We start from the raw sequence: 16266 nt of genomic DNA, 5'->3' as shown, positions 1-16266 counted from the left end.
TATAGTAACTGTTTAATAGAGCTATCATTGTGGTAGCTCTATTTTTTATAAATCGTTGTTGGTTATTATCATATTTATTTGTGATATAATAAAGAATAATATATGAAAGGAGAACGATATGGATTTTTACACTTTGGCCTATGTTGAAAGTCAGGCTGTGACAGGCCAAACATGGGGCTTTATCGTTTTTGTTGCCATTCTTTTAGCATTGCTCGTTCTAGGTGTACAGGTATTGCGAAATGGTTTTACTAATCGCTATCGGGATTTATTGGTTATTTTGTCTTTAATTGTAGTATTTTTCTTAGGCCTTGAGTATCAAGAGTATAATCGAATGAAAACATATTCTGAAGACTCCTCTCGTATGGCTCAATTTTTACATTCTTTTAGTGCTGATCGTTCTGTACCAAGTGAGCAATTAGCGGTTAACTCCTTAAAAATTCGCAATGGTATGATTTTAAAGGTAAGCGATGATTATTATGAGGTTCAGTTTAATCCAGAATTTACAACCTATACAATTACTCGTGTGTATAAGATGAGCCCAACAGATCGTATTCATGATAAAGCGGACGTATTACCATAAGGAGGAACGTAAATGACAGAAGCTATGGCCGTCTATGGGATGGTCTTTGCCAAACTCGCCATCGGTCTCTTGGCGATTATCTTACAAATCAACTTAATGGGGAAGGGCAACTTAGCGCCAACCTCTGCTTTGGACCAATTACAAAACTATGTACTTGGTGGTATTATCGGTGCCATTATTTACAATGACCAAATCGGTATTTTACAGTTTATGTTAGTCCTCATTTTATGGACTATACTTGTAATGACGCTTAAGTTCTTAAAAGGAAATCTCCGATTCTTTAAAACTATTTTGGATGGACATCCTGTAATTGTTATTGAAAAAGGTCATATCTTAACAGAAGAATGTATGCGTTATGGCATTCAAGCGGCGGAGCTTAAGTTAAAGCTTCGTACAGCAGGTGTTCAATATGTTACGGATGTTAAGCGTGCTGTATTGGAGCAAAATGGTCAGCTCAGCGTAGTTCAATTTAGTGATGAGAATATTAAATTTGACCTTATTGATGATGGTCAAATTAACCATTTTACATTAGATGTAATTGAAAAAGGCCAGGATTGGCTAGAAGAAGAAGTTGAAAAGCAAGGCTATAAAATTAAGGAGGTATACATTGCAGAATACAAAGATGGGGAAGTTGTTATTTACCCTTATGAAAAAAAACATCGCCCTCAAATTGTAAAAACACTTAAAGATAAGACCTCTCATACAAAGGATAAATTGAAATCTAAATTGTAATGTTTCTTGGTCTTATAGTATAGTTAAGATAAGTATTATATACTACTCTTATAGACATACAAATATAGACATACAAACGATATATAAAATGTTTTTAAGCCCACTATTCGTAGTGGGCTTATATAGAAAGGAAATTAGTGAATCGTAAAGATTTAATTGATAGATTACAAGCATTATATAAAGACGAAGATAGTCGGGTAACGGTAAACCCTCATGCAGGGCAGAAGGTAGCTATCGTCTATCCTAATACATATTTTGTAGGCATGAGTAATCTTGGTCTCCACATTATTTATGAGGAAATCAACTTACGCAATGATAGCGTATGTGAACGTATCTTCTTGCCTGAGAAAAAGGAATTAGAAGCATACGATAAGACTAAGACACCGTTGATGAGTGTTGAAACACAGCGGCCTATGCATCAATTTGATGTGGTGGCCTTTGACGTGACCTTTGAAATGGACTATTTTCATATTCCGTTGATGTTACGTCATGGACGCGTACCTATTATGGGGAAGGACCGCACCGAATTTGATCCTATCGTTATTGCCGGTGGCCCATGTGCTACCTTTAATCCTGAGCCATTTGCTGACTTTATCGATGCTTTCATCATCGGTGAAGGGGAAGGTATCGTTAGTCGCGTTCTAGATATCATTCGCGATGGCAAAATGGAGGGTCTAGATCGCCACGCTATTTTGCGTCAATTAGCGAATGTATCTGGCGTGTACGTCCCATCCTTATATGTGCCGATTTATAGCGAAGATGGGGGCTTTAAAGGCTATGATATTGCAGACGGTGCGCCGAAGACGATTAAACGCCACTTTGAAATGCTCACTAGTGGCGGCGAAACCGTAGTAGCAACAAACTATACAGAATTTGGCGCTATGTACATCATCGAGGTGGCACGTGGTTGTGGACGACATTGTCGATTCTGTATGGCCGGCTATTGTTTCCGTGTACCGCGCGTACGACCTTTAGAAATATTAAAAGAAGGCGTAGATAGAGCAGAGAAATTAGGTAAAAAGGTAGGCCTTATGGGGGCCGCTATTTCTGATTATCCAGAGGTAGATGAGTTAGTTACGTATATTCGTTCTAAAGATATGCGTTATTCTTGCGCATCCTTGCGTGCAGATTCTTTGACGCAAGCCGTTGTAGATGGCTTGGCAGATAGTGGGCAAAAGACGATTACCATTGCGCCAGAAACGGGCAGTGAACGATTGCGGCGCGTCATCAATAAGGGCATTAGCGAAGAGCATTTACAAAATGCGGCCACTTTATCAGCTAAGTCTGGTATCCAACATATGCGACTCTACATTATGATTGGGTTACCAACGGAAACTAACGAGGATATTGAAGCAATTGTAGGTCTGGCAGAACGGACGCAATCCCATATGGCAGAGGTGGGCTGTAAAGGTCGTTTAACACTCAGTATCAATCCATTTATTCCAAAGCCTTTTACACCATTCCAATGGATGGCTATGGATAATCAAAAAACGGTAGAGAAAAAACTTCAATATATTAAAAAAGCATTGCAAAAGAATCGTCGTATCGAGGTGCTCGTTGAATCACCTAAAGAGGCATATATCCAAGGTGTACTCGCTCGTGGTGATCGCCGTCTTGGCGCTGTTCTTGCGGCATGTGCAGCAGATCGTGGCAGTAAGTCCTTCAAGGCTGAAATGAAGGCAGCAGGCCTAGATATGGACGAGATGAACTATCGTGAACGCAGCTTTAATGAATTCTTGCCGTGGAGTCATCTCGATATGGGGATGGATGAGGGATATCTTGAAATGGAATGGAAACGCTCTGTAGATGAAGCGTATACACCGCCATGTGTACAAGGCTGTAAGCGATGTGGTGTATGTAAATAGGAGGCACTTATGAATCAATCTGTAAAACGTATAGATGTTAAAGGACCTCATGGTACTTGGTCTTATGAAACTCCTAATTGGGCAGATCGTTTTCCTATTACAATAGGTGATACGTACCGTCATGGTGGTGTATCTCAAGAGCCCTATGAATCACTAAATTTAGCATTTCACGTAGGGGATGAGCCTAAGTATGTTCGTGAAAACCGTGCTATTGTTGCTGAATATTTAGGTGTTCAACCAGAGCGAATCTCTTGTGGTAATCAAGTACATGGTTTAAAAGCTGTAGAAATCACAGAAGATCTCGTTGGTGCGGGAGCCTTGGGAGAGGATACAGCCATAGCCGATTGTGATGCTGTATTTACAAAATTACCGAATGTACCGCTATTTTTATTTACTGCTGATTGTGTAGCTGTAGGTATTTATGATGCTAAGCATCACGCTATCGCTACGGTACATGCAGGCTGGCGCGGAGCGATAGGACATTTGCCAGTTCTTACTATTGAGGCTATGAAAGAAGCGTATGGTACGGAGTTCAAAGATTGTTATATCTATCTTGGACCTAGTATTGGACCGGAGTCCTTTGAGGTTGATGTAGAGCTAGGCAAGCGTTTTGAGTTAACTTGGCGTGGTATGACAGAGCGTAGCGTTGCTGATGTGGTAAACTATCCAGGCGATAAATTAGATAAAGCCTATATTAACTTATGGAACTTTATCGCCGAAGGGCTTATGGTTAATGGTGTACCTAAAGAACATATTGCTATCGGCGGTACCGATAGTGTAACCGAAGGTGATTGCTATTCCTACCGCCGGGAATCTGGTAAAACAGGTCGCATGGCTTTGTTTGGTATGCTACAAGAACGGTAGTATATACATACATAGATTCATAGGCTTTATAAGACCTAAATGATGTACAATCAATACTAAATACTATATAATAGAATAGTCTATACAAATATATTTTATGGTTTTTAAATATAGATTGAAGGGGAATCACATGATTGAAGAATCCCTACACGCTATACAGCAGCGCATGGCAGATGCTATGGCGCGCGTTGGTCGCGTAGATACAGCATTATTGGTAGCGGTTACTAAGAACCATCCCGTATCGGCGGTGGAAGAGGTGGCGCGTCTCGGTGTAACTCATGTGGGTGAAAACCGAGTACAAGAGGCTAAAGAAAAACAGCTCACCTATAAGGGGCCACAATTAACATGGCACTTGATTGGTCATTTGCAGGTCAATAAGGTGCGTCAAGCGGTGCCTATGTTTGATTTAATTCATTCTGTAGACAGCCGTAAATTATTAGATGAAATCGAAAAGGTGGCAGCAAAGCACGATAAGGTACAAGATGTATTATTGCAAGTTAATGTAGCCCGCGAAGCATCTAAAACGGGTATGACCGTTGAAGAGTTTCCGGAAATACGAGACTATGCAAAGACATTACCTCATGTCCGTGTTCGCGGCTTGATGTGTATGGCACCATTTTTCGATGATCCAGAGGAAGCACGTCCAATCTTCCGTATAGCTAATGCCTTGTATGAGGATATGAAGGGCTATTTTGAAGAAGGACAGATTCAATATTTATCTATGGGGATGACTCACGATTTTGAAGTCGCTTTGGAAGAAGGGGCTAATATTATTCGTGTAGGCACAGCAATTTTTGGGGAACGTGTGTATTATTAAGGCTCGGGTTGCCTAGTAATCGGTAGCGTTATGTATTAGGAGGAAATCCAAATGGCATTGGGAGATTATTTAGACAAAGCAAAAAACTTATTCTTAGGCAAAAATGATGATGACTATGAATATGATGATTATGACTACGAAGATGATGAGGAATACGAAGCTGAACCAGCTCCAGTAGCTCCAGCAGCACCTGTATCCGGCGCATCTGAATTTCATCCACGCAAGGTAGGAGGCCAATCTACGATGACACAACGTCCAACAGCTATGAAAGTAGTTGTAATTGAACCAAAAGTATTTGAAGATTCTGAAAATATTACACATCAATTACGCGACATGCGTCCTGTTTTGATCAACTTTGAAAATACAGATCCTCATGAAGCAGCGCGTATTGTGGACTTCGTATCTGGTGCGACATTTGCATTGGATGGCAAATTGGAAAAGGTTGGTAAGGACATTTTCATGTGCGTACCTGTAAACATTTCCATTGATTATTCTGATAATGAAAGTAACAAAGCTGAGCAAAACGAATACGCTTGGGAAAACAAATAATCTCTCTATAAACGGTGGTGACAACTATGTTAGGTAAAACCTTATGTATCGGTGTTGGCTCAATGGGTGGCGCTCTATTGCGCGGTGCATTACAGCAGGGCGTGTTGAAAGCAAGTGATACACACATTCTGGTGCGTCGCGAAGAACAATGTAAGGCTCTTACTGAAGAGCTTGGTGTAGTCGGTTTTACGACTATGCCTAATGTACAAGAGTACAATACCATTCTCTTGGCTGTAAAACCACAAGTGTTACCATCTGTACTAGAGGATTTAAAAGAAGTACCTTATGGAACGGTTATGATCTCCGTTGCAGCAGGGATTACCTTAGATACCCTTGATGCGGCGATTCCACAAGCTAACTGGTTTAGAGCTATGCCAAATACACCGGCTTCTATTGGTGCGGGTATGACTGCTCTTGCTGGGGATGATGTGAATACAGACCTTGGCCGCGATGTACAAGCTTTATTTGAGGCTGTTGGTGAAGTAGCCGTGGTGAGCGAAGCCGATTTAGACCGATTAGGTGCACTATCTGGTGCGGGCCCTGGCTATATGTTCGTCATCCTCGATGCCTTAGCTGATGCGGGCGTTCGCATCGGATTGCCTCGTCACTTGGCAATCAAGGCAGCGGCTCAAACGATGTATGGTGCTGGTAAGATGGCTCTTGAAAGTGGCAATCATCCAGCAGTACTACGAGATCAAGTAACAAGTCCTGGTGGCACCACCATTGCCGGTATTGGTGCCATGGAAAAAGGTGGACTTCGCAGTGCTCTCCAAGACGGCGTAGTAGCATGTCTTGCTCGGTCGAATGAATTGGGGAAATAATTTTGGCAGATACTAGTAAATTAATTCGATATTTTGAAGCCAGTGGCAGCGGAGAGGAAGCTCGTCGCATGCTCGATTTGGCAGAGCAGGTTGTAAAAGGTCGCCCTTATCGTGTGGCGGACTTTACGAGCCCTGCAGGCCTTGTCATTGCAGACGCAATCAAGGCTAACTACCCACAACTTATCGTTAAGACAGACGGTGGCTATGAAGGGGCGGAACGTATCCGCATCGCCTTTGTAGATAGCGACTTTAACGGTACTGTGGACATGGGCATTCGCACCCTTAAGGTAAATTGGGACCCACGGTTCCGATTGCTTACCCATCGCGATGTGCTTGGCTCCTTGATGGGCCTTGGCATTGATCGCTCCAAATTTGGGGACGTTATCGTTCAACAAGGGGGCGCTCAAATTATGGTGGATGAAAGCGTAGCAGACTTTGTGATTCAAAACTTCACAAAAATCGCTATGGTTTCCGTATCTGTAGAGGCGATTGAGCTATCAGATATTGCACCAAAAGAAGAAAAAATTAAAGAAGTCCGCACTACAGTTGCTTCCTTGCGCTTAGATGCGGTGGCAAGTTCTGGTTTTAGCGTGTCTCGTACTAAATTGGTGAGCGCTATAAATGCAGGATTATTGCAAGTAAACTGGCAACCAGCTAAGGGTGTATCCCAAGAGGTTAAAGAAGGGGATGTGATCTCTATGCGTGGTCGTGGCCGAATGAAGGTAGAAGCCATTACAGGTACATCTCGTAAGGGGCGTATCGGCGTATATCTGAAACGATTCATGTAGGCAATTGAAAATCGGCTTGACCATCAAGCCGATTTTTTTATATATAGTAGGACAGCCATGGTATCCATAACATTTCAACCTACAACTGAAGATACAATCTTATTCGTTGGTGGCGGAGAGGTCGCAGAGCGACGAATGCAGCTCTTTATTGATGAGCCGTGCAATATTGTCGTAATCGCTCCCACTGTAACAGATAGAATTTGCCAATGGGCAAAGGATAATCGTATCACTTGGTACGACCGTGCTTTCACAAAGGACGATGAAAAACACATTATAACGAGCAGTTTGTTTTTTATCTGCACGGATAATCACGAATTAAACAATACGTTATATGAGATGGGGAAAAAACACCGCGTTTGGACTAATCGCAGTGATGACCCTAAGGCGTGCGGATTTACTGTACCTTCGTCCCTTGAACTAGGGGATCTTCATATCGCTATTAGCGCTAATAATGTAGGGCCTCGTATTAACCGTCTCGTAAGGCAAGATATGATGAATCGTTATGGTCAGTTGCAAAAGGCTATGCCTAGACTTAAAATATTTAGAGAAGAAGTAAAGTTACTACTTCCTACTCCAGAGGCTCGACAGAAATTTTGGCGAGACCATCTGACCGTAGAAACTTTTGAGGCCATTCTCAAGGGAGAGTGGACGACTATAGAGGAGAAACTTGACCATGAAATTAGTGGTATTAGGCCTAAATCATAGAAGTGCCGCTGTAGAGGTGCGTGAACGTTTCTCGTTTGATAAGGACGAGGTAGCTTCAGCACTAAACCGCCTCTATGAATTCGACTGTGTAGCAGAATGCGTTATTTTGTCTACATGCAATAGAACCGAAATTTACGCGGCCTTAGAAGGTGTAGAGTTCCCTAAAGAATATATGTTGGCAGTGTTAAAGGATTTAAAAGGTGCCGACCATATCGATGAAGATGCATTCTTCTTCTATGAAGAACGAGATTGTATTGAACATCTATTCCGTGTGTCTGCAAGCCTTGATTCCCTTGTGTTGGGGGAAGGTCAAATCTTGAGCCAATTAAAAGGGGCTTATATTCAGGCTTATAGCGCAGGCTGTACGGGCACAATTTTTAATATTTTATTCCAACGCGCTATTAGTGTTGGTAAAAAGGTGCGTACTAATACGGGCATTGCTAATACGCCTGTATCTGTTAGTTACACCGCTGTTAACCTAGCTGAGGATAGCCTAGATAAACCATTATCTGAAGCGACGGTGCTCATCTTAGGTGCTGGCACCATGAGTGAGTTGACCGCAACGCACCTACAAGCAAAGGGCGTAAAAACGATTTTTGTATCAAATAGAACCTTTACCAAGGCAGAGGCTCTAGCAGAGCGATTTAATGGTAAAGCTGTTAAGCTCGATAACTTTGTAGATTACGCTAAAGATGCGGATATCCTCATTACATCTACAGGGGCGCCACATTATATTATTACGGAACGTGAAGCAAAGAAAATTACCTCTCTTCGCAAAGGTGAGCCAATCGTTATGATTGATATTGCGGTACCACGCGATATCGATCCCGGCGTAGCAGATATGGACGGTATTTACTTATTTAATATTGACTCTCTTGAAAGTGTAGTCGAAGAAAATAAGGCACAGCGCGAAGAGGAGGCTCGTCGTGCAGAGCCTATCATTCACGATGCTATTGAAGAATTATTAGATAAATTGAGCTATTTAACGGTGCGTCCTATGATGGCATTGCTCACAGAAAAAGCAGAACGCATTCGCCGTCGTGAGTTACATCGCGCATTAGCGAAATTGCCTGACATTTCTGATAAGGAGCGCCGCATTATGGACTCTATGAGTCGCATGATCATTCGCAAAATGTTGCGTGAACCGATGATTCACTTTAACGAAATCGCTGGTACAGAGGAAGAAGGTTTGTACTGGGATTTATTCAAAGATATGTTTAATCTTGAGAAAGAAGGCTGAGGCCATGAGAGACCATATTCGAATCGGCACGCGAAAAAGTGCCCTTGCCCTATGGCAGGCTGAACATATTAGTGCAGAGTTACAACGTCTGTACCCAAACATTACGGTCGAGCTAGTTCACTTTAATACAAAAGGGGACCGTATCTTGGAAAAACCACTGGCTCAAGTGGGTGGTAAAGGTTTATTTACTGCTGAGCTAGAAGAGGCCATGCATAAAGGCGATATTGATATCGCCGTACATAGCTTGAAAGATATGCCTACAGAGTTGCCAGAAGGGCTAACTCTTGGTGCTATCTCTGCTCGTGAAGTGCCTTACGATGCGCTTGTGAGCCCCGTGTATAAAACATTAGATAAATTGCCTGAAGGTGCTCGCGTCGGTACAAGTAGCTTGCGTCGTCAAGCGCAATTATTACATGTCCGTCCTGACCTTAAGGTCGAAGTTATCCGCGGTAATGTACAAACTCGTTTGAGCAAGATTGAAACAGAAAAATTAGATGGCGTTATCTTGGCACAAGCCGGTCTTAAACGGTTGGGCTTAGATGATCAAATTACCCAAGTATTTAAAGCGGATGAAATGATTCCTGCTGTTGGTCAAGGGGCACTTGCTATCGAGTGTCGTGCTGACGATACGGAAATGCTTGAAATGCTAGCTCCTATTAACGACGAAGCTACACGCTATGTCGTTGAAGGGGAACGCAGCTTCTTGCGTCAGTTAAATGGTGGTTGCCAAGTGCCGATGGGGGTACATGGTACTATCAATAAAGGTCAATTGACCTTAAAGGCCATGATCGCATCCCTCGACGGTAAAACGGTATACGAAGGAGAAATTTCTGGCCCAGCAAAGAAAGCTGAAATTCTTGGTAAAAACCTTGCAAAAGCCTTATATGAAGAAGGGGGCAAACATATTGTAGATGCTCTCATAGAGGAAGGAATCATAAAATGACAGGTATGGTATATCTAATCGGTGCAGGCCCTGGCGATGTTAAACTCATTACTGTAAAAGGTCGCGAATGCATTGAAAAAGCAGATGTAATTGTATATGACTATTTAGCAGATGCTCATTTGTTAGAATGGGCTCGCCCAGATGCAGAGTTGATTTACGCTGGTAAACAATGTAAAGATCACACAATGCACCAATGGGAAATCAACGAGTTATTAGTTCAAAAAGGTAAAGAAGGAAAAATCGTAGCGCGCTTAAAAGGCGGCGACCCACTCGTGTTCGGTCGCGGTGGTGAAGAGGCGATGGCTCTTGGCGAAGCTGGTGTACCATTTGAATTCGTACCAGGCGTAACATCTCCCATCGCAGCACCTGCTTATGCAGGCATCCCTGTAACGCAACGCGCTATGGCTACATCCTTTGCGGTTGTAACCGGTCATGAGGATCCAACTAAAGCAGTATCTGGTATTCACTGGGAAGGCCTTGCTACGGCAGTAGATACACTTTGCTTTGTAATGGGGGTTGGCAATTTGCCTACCATTGCAGAAAAATTGATGGCTCATGGACGCCCAGCTTCTACACCAGTAGCGCTTGTTCGTTGGGGTACAAAAACGATTCAAGAAGTTCTCGTATCTACCCTTGAACATGTAGTAGAAGACGTAGAAAAGGCACAACTAAAAGCGCCAGCTATCATCGTAGTAGGTGATGTAGTTAATCTTCGTGAAAAATTACAATGGTTCGATAATAAACCTTTATTCGGTAAAACTGTAGTAGTGACACGCGCTCGTTCTCAAGCTAGTGCATTCCGTGAAAAATTAGCAGCTCAAGGTGCTAATGTAGTTGAAGCGGCAGCTATTAAAACATCTCCGTTGGAGTTATTTGATGAAGATCGACGCATCATTAATAACACAAAACAATACCAATGCATCGTATTCACATCTGGAGAAGGGGTTCGTTACTTCTTCGATGCTCTGTATAAAGAAGGCAAGGACACTCGTGCATTAGGTAACTCTAAAGTAGCAGCCATCGGCTGTGCTACAGCTCGTGAACTTCAAAAATACGGTATCGTTCCAGATATTATTCCTGTAGACTACAAGGCTGAATCTGCTGTAGAGGCTCTTGAAGAAGAACTCAAGGCAGGGGATTCCGTATTGCTCATTCAACCAAAAGTAGCTCGCGACGTAATTCCACGCTCTTTGCGTCATCACGATATAGATGTAGATATCTTGCGTTTATATGAAACCACACAAGATACATCTCAACAAGAAGCATTAGTAAATGCCTTAACAGAAGGTACTGTAGACTACATTACGTTTACAAGTTCCTCTACAGTAACAAATACAATTCAATTATTGGGCGATGATGCATTGAAACTATTAGGCAATACTAAGATTGCTTGCATTGGACCTATCACTGCTGCTACAGCTATGAGTGCAGGCCTTAAACCTGCTGTCATCAGCGATGTATATACAACTGATGGCTTAGTCAATGCTATTATAAAGGACATTTAGGAGGATCACATGTACGATTTAACATACCGTCCTCGCCGCTTGCGTATCAATCCAGAAATACGTGATTTGGTACGGGAAACGACACTCGACGTAACTGATTTAATTTATCCATTATTTATCGTTCCTGGCGAAGGTATCAAAAAAGAAATCGATACATTACCAGGCCAATACCACTTATCTGTTGATGAAGCTGTAAAAATGGCTCAAGAGGTATATGATCTTGGTATTCTTGGGGTAGAAATCTTTGGTATTCCTACATACAAGGATGAACAAGGTTCCTCTGCATGGGATATGTCCCAACCTGTACAACAAGCTATTAAAGCCATTCGCGCAGCTGTGCCAAACCTATTGGTTGTAGCTGATGTATGCTTGTGTCAATATACTACAACAGGTCATTGCGGTATGATTGATGACCATGAAATTTTGAATGATGAAACATTGCCATTACTTTGTAAAGTAGCGGTAAGCCAAGCAGAAGCGGGTGCACATATGGTGGCTCCATCCGATATGATGGACGGCCGTGTAGGTGCTATTCGTGAAGCTCTTGATGCGGCAGGTTATACGAATGTATCTATCATGAGCTATGCTGCAAAATACGCATCTGCTTACTATGGTCCGTTCCGTGGTGCTGTTAACTCTGCACCTAAATTTGGGGACCGTAAGTCCTATCAAATGGACCCAGCTAATCGCTTGGAAGCTTTCAGAGAAATTGAACTCGACATTGCTGAAGGCGCAGATATTATCATGATTAAACCGGCCTTGTCCTATTTGGATATTGTTCGTGAAACACGTGACCGCTATGAATTACCTGTAGCGGTATACAATGTGTCTGGCGAATATGCGATGGTTAAATCCGCTGCAGCAGCTGGCCTTATCGACGAAGAACGCCTCGTTATGGAAACAATGCTTTCTATGAAGCGCGCTGGTGCTAAAATTATTATTACGTACCATGCTATAGATATTGCTAAATGGTTACAAAAGTAAGGAGAAACCATGTTCCAACTCGGTAAATCTGAAAAAGCCTTTGAAGAGGCTAAACGTTATATGCCAGGCGGTGTAAACAGTCCCGTTCGTTCCTACCGCAGCGTAGGTTCTAACCCTCCGTTTATCAGCAGCGCTAGCGGCAGCCGTATTTATGATATTGATAACAACGAATACATCGACTATGTGTTGAGCTGGGGACCTATGATTTTGGGCCATGCGAATCCTGAGGTTATAGCTAGCTTGCAAGAGGCGATTCCACGTGGTACTAGCTACGGTGCGCCTACACTACTAGAAACAGAATTGGCTAAAAAGGTACAAGCCTTCATGCCATCTATGGAGGTTATCCGCCTTGTTAACTCTGGTACAGAGGCGACTATGAGTGCTTTGCGCGTAGCTCGTGGCTATACTGGTCGCGATCGTATCGTGAAATTCGTTGGCTGTTATCATGGTCATAGCGATGCACTCTTGGTGAAAGCTGGCTCTGGCCTTGCTACCTTTGGCGTGCCAGATAGTCCTGGCGTTCCTCAAGGTGTAGCAGAAAATACAATTACCTTGCCGTACAACGACTCTGATGCGGTTCGTAAATTATTCGACGAGATTGGCGATACTATTGCAGCTATCATCGTAGAACCTGTAGCAGGCAATATGGGCTGTGTGCCTCCAGAACCAGGATTCCTCGAAACCTTGCGAGAAGTGACTAAGGCTCATGGTGCATTGTTGATTTTTGACGAAGTTATGTGTGGCTTCCGCGCTAGCAGCGGCGGTGCACAAAAACGTTATAAAATTAAACCTGACCTTACATGCCTTGGTAAAATTGTTGGCGGTGGCATGCCACTTGCTGTATTTGGTGGCTCCCGTGAGATTATGAATCAAATTGCACCAGCTGGTCCTATTTATCAAGCTGGTACATTGAGCGGTAACCCTATTGCCGTTACTTCTGGTCTTGCAACGCTTTCCATTTTGCAACGAGATCCAACTATCTTTAAACAAGTAGAAGACGCAACTATCGCCCTTTGTGAAGGCTTTGAACGTTTGGCAGCCCAATACAATGTGCCTGTTGTAGTACAACGTGTAGGCTCCATGTTCACCATCTTCTTCACTGATAAACCAGTTAAGAATTTTGATGATGCAGCAGCGTGCAATGAAGAACAATTTAAAATGTTCTTCCACCATAACTTGAGCCATGGTATTTACTATGCACCAAGCCCTTATGAAAGTAACTTCGTATCTATCTGCCACAAGAGCAGTGAAATCGAACGCACATTAGCCGTAGCTGATGAAGCTTTCAAAAAAATCAGTGATACACTACTATAAAAATTAGTGATACATTATTATAAAATATATAGTTTGTAGTTGTTTATGTATCGATGTAGGTGATGAACATGCAGTTTTACAAGAACTTAAAGCGTGCTCGCGTGCGCATGGGCAAAAGCCAAATCGAAGTAGCAAAGGCCGTAGGTATCAGTAATGCGGCGCTTTCAAATTACGAAACAGGGTATCGCGAACCAGATTTAGATACACTCTGTGCCCTGTCTCGCTATTATGGATTGACCTTAGATGAGCTGCTAGATGTAAATGGAGAACAACACGAGCCCATCTATGATCTCAGTCCAGTATTAAAGAATAAATACATCGCCTATAAAGGTGATGTATTTGAGTTGAAAGACTCACAAAAACGCACGCTCTTACGCGAGCTAGACAATCTATTTACTAAATTTGAGAAATCAAAGGTAGAAGATAAAAGTAGTAAACCAAAAACGTATAAACATGGGAATCCACATATCAACCGGGCGGGCCTAGCTAATAGTGCTGGAAGTCTGGCAGCAAGACGAAATATAAAGTAGTGGAATAGACTACTTTGTATATTGAGTGGAATATGTTTATTTGAACAACTGAATTAGAGCAATTATAAAAGCACCATCTATCTTAATAGGAAACGACACATAAGTCGGACCTAGGTAGATGATGCTTTTTTTTGTCATGGATAAATTGCTAAGTTAATGAATTATTTTTTTGCATCAAATATAAATAAAATATTAAATTACTTAATATTTTATTGCAAAAAGAAGATAATTTAATATATAATTTACTTTATAAAGAAAGGAGAGGAATTAATGAGAGTTGTATGTATTGCAGCAGGTTGTGTTGGCTTGCTGACCACATTCGGTACGATGCCTACTATTGCGGCTGAAGTATCCAACCCATTTATACAACAAGAAGCGGCCCGAGCCGATGCTTCATTACGCCAACGTGCAGAAGCACCAATGACTGGGGCCGCTTTGCCGCGTTCAGAATCTGGCTATATAGGTTTAGATAAAGTGCCAATGAAGTCATTACCTAAGGAAAGTACATCGTTTGCAATAGAGCATATTGTGGTGACTTCTTCAGAACCAGTGTTACAAAAATATAAAAATCGATTGCAGGTCTATAATCATAATCGCATTGGGACAGAAGGCATTCAGTTTTTACAAAAGGAATTACAAGAACAACTGTTATCTGATGGGTATATTACGAGTCAAGTAGTTGTGCCAAATCAAGATTTACAGTCTGGTACACTCACGTTTGAGATTATACCTGGTTATGTAGAGGATATTGTTCTTACAAATCCTAAAGCACGTACGAATTGGCGAAGTGCTTTTCCTGTGAGACCTGGTTACGTATTACGACGTCAAGCACTAGAGCAAGGGATTGATCAAATGCGTAATGTACCAGGTCAAGATATTAAGATGACCATAGAGCCTGGTACGAAACCGCTACATTCTATTGTTAAGCTTACCGTTGAGCAAAAAGGTTTTGTACACGGCTCTTTGATGCTAGATAATTCTGGAAATAAATCAACAGGGACGTATCAAGGGGCTGTATTTTTATCTTTCAGTCAATTGGCAGGACTCAATGACGTATTAACTACTAGCTTTACAAAAGACATCAGTCATCATGATGATGGGCATGGATCAAAACAATATGCGGTTAGCTATTCTGTTCCTGACGGAAATCGTACGTATCGTATTTCAACGTATAAATATAGCTATAATCAATTAGTATTCATGCCTAATGCGTTTCGTTCTTCTGGCACTACGCAAGGTACAGAGTTTGCAGTAGAGCAAGTATTAAATAGAACAAGTCGCTCTAAAACTTCGGCTGTAGCAAAAGTCATTCATAAGGAGCGTCATAATTATTTAGACGATGTAGAGCTTGGTGTACAAGAGCAACATACAACCGCTGTCGAGGTGGGTTTATCTCATCGTCAATATAGTGGGAATACTGTATCCGATGTTTATCTATTCTATCGACAAGGTATTAATGGATTGGGTGCTCAAGTACGGAGTTGGGAAGGCTTGTCAGATAATCCTACTACACTATATAAAATGGCAGGCGTAGAAGGTCAAGTTCAAACTGGTGTTCGCATGGGTCATAAACAAGGTACGTATACGATGCGTTTTAGAAGCCAGTTTACAGACCAACGCTTATTTGGTACTGAACAATTTAGTATTGGTGGTCGTTATTCTGTACGAGGCTTTAGTGGAGAAGAAACCTTAAGAGGGGATTCTGGTTATTATGTACAAAATGAATGGGCATTACCATTTAGAAAACAACAAGTCACCCCTTATGTAGGTGTAGATGTTGGCCATGTATGGGGTCCATCTACAGAAACGCAAGTAGGTAATACCTTGGTTGGTGGCGTAGTCGGGGTTCGCGGAACAGTTGGTGATGCTGTAAATTACGATGTATCACTGGGAACCCCTATTAAGAAACCAGAAGGATTTGATACAGATACGCGTGTGTGGGCCTTTAGAGGCAGTTATCAGTTTTAAGTGTTGTAATCTAGTGCAGCTATACCGTTACATGGTGAATGGTATGTATTAGAAAAGGAGA

Annotated in this window: 16 protein-coding genes; all 16 read left to right on the top strand. The window is 42.1% G+C overall.

Translation table 11 applies throughout. From position 1 onward, the window contains the following. Positions 1–118 precede the first annotated feature (118 nt). The 16 genes from ACSV5T_RS02885 to ACSV5T_RS02810 all read left to right on the top strand — a co-directional run bounded on the left by ACSV5T_RS02885 (position 119) and on the right by ACSV5T_RS02810 (position 16205). A complete protein-coding gene (locus ACSV5T_RS02885; RefSeq protein WP_295793150.1) occupies positions 119–580 on the top strand; it encodes a DUF3290 family protein in 462 nt (153 codons plus the stop codon). 12 nt (positions 581–592) lie between these two features. Further along, positions 593–1312, top strand: coding sequence for a DUF421 domain-containing protein (locus ACSV5T_RS02880; RefSeq protein WP_024066652.1), 720 nt, complete (start codon positions 593–595; stop codon positions 1310–1312). A 137-nt stretch (positions 1313–1449) separates the two neighbouring features. After that, the gene (locus ACSV5T_RS02875; RefSeq protein ID WP_438320281.1) at positions 1450–3177 is read left to right on the top strand and encodes a radical SAM protein; all 1728 of its coding nucleotides are present in this window, start codon (positions 1450–1452) and stop codon (positions 3175–3177) included. Between the two features lie 9 nt (positions 3178–3186). Continuing rightward, complete coding sequence (locus tag ACSV5T_RS02870) at positions 3187–4041, top strand: polyphenol oxidase family protein (RefSeq protein WP_438320280.1); 855 nt, start codon at positions 3187–3189, stop codon at positions 4039–4041. Between the two features lie 130 nt (positions 4042–4171). Further along, positions 4172–4858, top strand: coding sequence for a YggS family pyridoxal phosphate-dependent enzyme (locus ACSV5T_RS02865; protein WP_325192510.1), 687 nt, complete (start codon positions 4172–4174; stop codon positions 4856–4858). 51 nt (positions 4859–4909) lie between these two features. Then, entirely contained in the window at positions 4910–5407 is a 498-nt protein-coding gene (locus ACSV5T_RS02860; protein ID WP_325192509.1) for a cell division protein SepF, read from the top strand. Between the two features lie 26 nt (positions 5408–5433). Next, positions 5434–6228: a pyrroline-5-carboxylate reductase gene (gene proC, locus ACSV5T_RS02855; protein ID WP_438320279.1), complete on the top strand. Its 795-nt coding sequence runs from the start codon at positions 5434–5436 to the stop codon at positions 6226–6228. A 2-nt stretch (positions 6229–6230) separates the two neighbouring features. Then, positions 6231–7016, top strand: a complete 786-nt coding sequence (locus ACSV5T_RS02850) for an RNA-binding protein (RefSeq protein ID WP_438320278.1) — start codon at positions 6231–6233, stop codon at positions 7014–7016. 57 nt (positions 7017–7073) lie between these two features. Beyond that, positions 7074–7721: a precorrin-2 dehydrogenase/sirohydrochlorin ferrochelatase family protein gene (locus ACSV5T_RS02845; RefSeq protein WP_438320277.1), complete on the top strand. Its 648-nt coding sequence runs from the start codon at positions 7074–7076 to the stop codon at positions 7719–7721. Further along, positions 7690–8961 carry a glutamyl-tRNA reductase gene (hemA, locus tag ACSV5T_RS02840; RefSeq protein ID WP_287539576.1) on the top strand — a complete coding sequence of 424 codons (1272 nt, stop codon included), beginning with the start codon at positions 7690–7692 and terminating at the stop codon, positions 8959–8961. Before ACSV5T_RS02845 ends, hemA begins: the two co-directional genes overlap by 32 nt. Before the next feature lie 4 nt (positions 8962–8965). Then, entirely contained in the window at positions 8966–9904 is a 939-nt protein-coding gene (gene hemC / locus ACSV5T_RS02835; RefSeq protein WP_438320276.1) for a hydroxymethylbilane synthase, read from the top strand. Continuing rightward, a complete protein-coding gene (gene cobA / locus ACSV5T_RS02830; protein ID WP_438320275.1) occupies positions 9901–11409 on the top strand; it encodes a uroporphyrinogen-III C-methyltransferase in 1509 nt (502 codons plus the stop codon). The genes hemC and cobA overlap by 4 nt, the downstream gene beginning before the upstream one ends. Positions 11410–11418: 9 nt before the next feature. Beyond that, positions 11419–12393 carry a porphobilinogen synthase gene (hemB, locus tag ACSV5T_RS02825; protein ID WP_316591026.1) on the top strand — a complete coding sequence of 325 codons (975 nt, stop codon included), beginning with the start codon at positions 11419–11421 and terminating at the stop codon, positions 12391–12393. Between the two features lie 9 nt (positions 12394–12402). Further along, positions 12403–13707, top strand: coding sequence for a glutamate-1-semialdehyde 2,1-aminomutase (hemL, locus tag ACSV5T_RS02820; protein ID WP_438320274.1), 1305 nt, complete (start codon positions 12403–12405; stop codon positions 13705–13707). Positions 13708–13775: 68 nt separating this feature from the next. Then, on the top strand, positions 13776–14237 hold the full coding sequence (locus ACSV5T_RS02815) for a helix-turn-helix domain-containing protein (protein ID WP_438320273.1): 462 nt from the start codon (positions 13776–13778) through the stop codon (positions 14235–14237). A 270-nt stretch (positions 14238–14507) separates the two neighbouring features. Continuing rightward, positions 14508–16205: a ShlB/FhaC/HecB family hemolysin secretion/activation protein gene (locus ACSV5T_RS02810; RefSeq protein WP_438320272.1), complete on the top strand. Its 1698-nt coding sequence runs from the start codon at positions 14508–14510 to the stop codon at positions 16203–16205. Positions 16206–16266 lie beyond the last annotated feature (61 nt).

This window comes from Veillonella sp. ZSJB6 (assembly GCF_051549505.1).
In the GTDB taxonomy this organism is placed as follows: Bacteria; Bacillota; Negativicutes; order Veillonellales; family Veillonellaceae; genus Veillonella.
This window is presented reverse-complemented; position numbering and strand designations above follow the sequence as displayed.

What these genes read in the sequence shown, in the direction of transcription:
- ACSV5T_RS02885 (WP_295793150.1), top strand. Translation starts at nt 119, where the DNA reads ATGGATTTTTACACTTTGGCCTATGTTGAAAGTCAGGCTGTGACAGGC.
- ACSV5T_RS02880 (WP_024066652.1), top strand. Translation starts at nt 593, where the DNA reads ATGACAGAAGCTATGGCCGTCTATGGGATGGTCTTTGCCAAACTCGCC.
- ACSV5T_RS02870 (WP_438320280.1), top strand. Translation starts at nt 3,187, where the DNA reads ATGAATCAATCTGTAAAACGTATAGATGTTAAAGGACCTCATGGTACT.
- ACSV5T_RS02865 (WP_325192510.1), top strand. Translation starts at nt 4,172, where the DNA reads ATGATTGAAGAATCCCTACACGCTATACAGCAGCGCATGGCAGATGCT.
- ACSV5T_RS02860 (WP_325192509.1), top strand. Translation starts at nt 4,910, where the DNA reads ATGGCATTGGGAGATTATTTAGACAAAGCAAAAAACTTATTCTTAGGC.
- proC (WP_438320279.1), top strand. Translation starts at nt 5,434, where the DNA reads ATGTTAGGTAAAACCTTATGTATCGGTGTTGGCTCAATGGGTGGCGCT.
- ACSV5T_RS02845 (WP_438320277.1), top strand. Translation starts at nt 7,074, where the DNA reads ATGGTATCCATAACATTTCAACCTACAACTGAAGATACAATCTTATTC.
- hemA (WP_287539576.1), top strand. Translation starts at nt 7,690, where the DNA reads ATGAAATTAGTGGTATTAGGCCTAAATCATAGAAGTGCCGCTGTAGAG.
- hemC (WP_438320276.1), top strand. Translation starts at nt 8,966, where the DNA reads ATGAGAGACCATATTCGAATCGGCACGCGAAAAAGTGCCCTTGCCCTA.
- cobA (WP_438320275.1), top strand. Translation starts at nt 9,901, where the DNA reads ATGACAGGTATGGTATATCTAATCGGTGCAGGCCCTGGCGATGTTAAA.
- hemB (WP_316591026.1), top strand. Translation starts at nt 11,419, where the DNA reads ATGTACGATTTAACATACCGTCCTCGCCGCTTGCGTATCAATCCAGAA.
- hemL (WP_438320274.1), top strand. Translation starts at nt 12,403, where the DNA reads ATGTTCCAACTCGGTAAATCTGAAAAAGCCTTTGAAGAGGCTAAACGT.
- ACSV5T_RS02815 (WP_438320273.1), top strand. Translation starts at nt 13,776, where the DNA reads ATGCAGTTTTACAAGAACTTAAAGCGTGCTCGCGTGCGCATGGGCAAA.
- ACSV5T_RS02810 (WP_438320272.1), top strand. Translation starts at nt 14,508, where the DNA reads ATGAGAGTTGTATGTATTGCAGCAGGTTGTGTTGGCTTGCTGACCACA.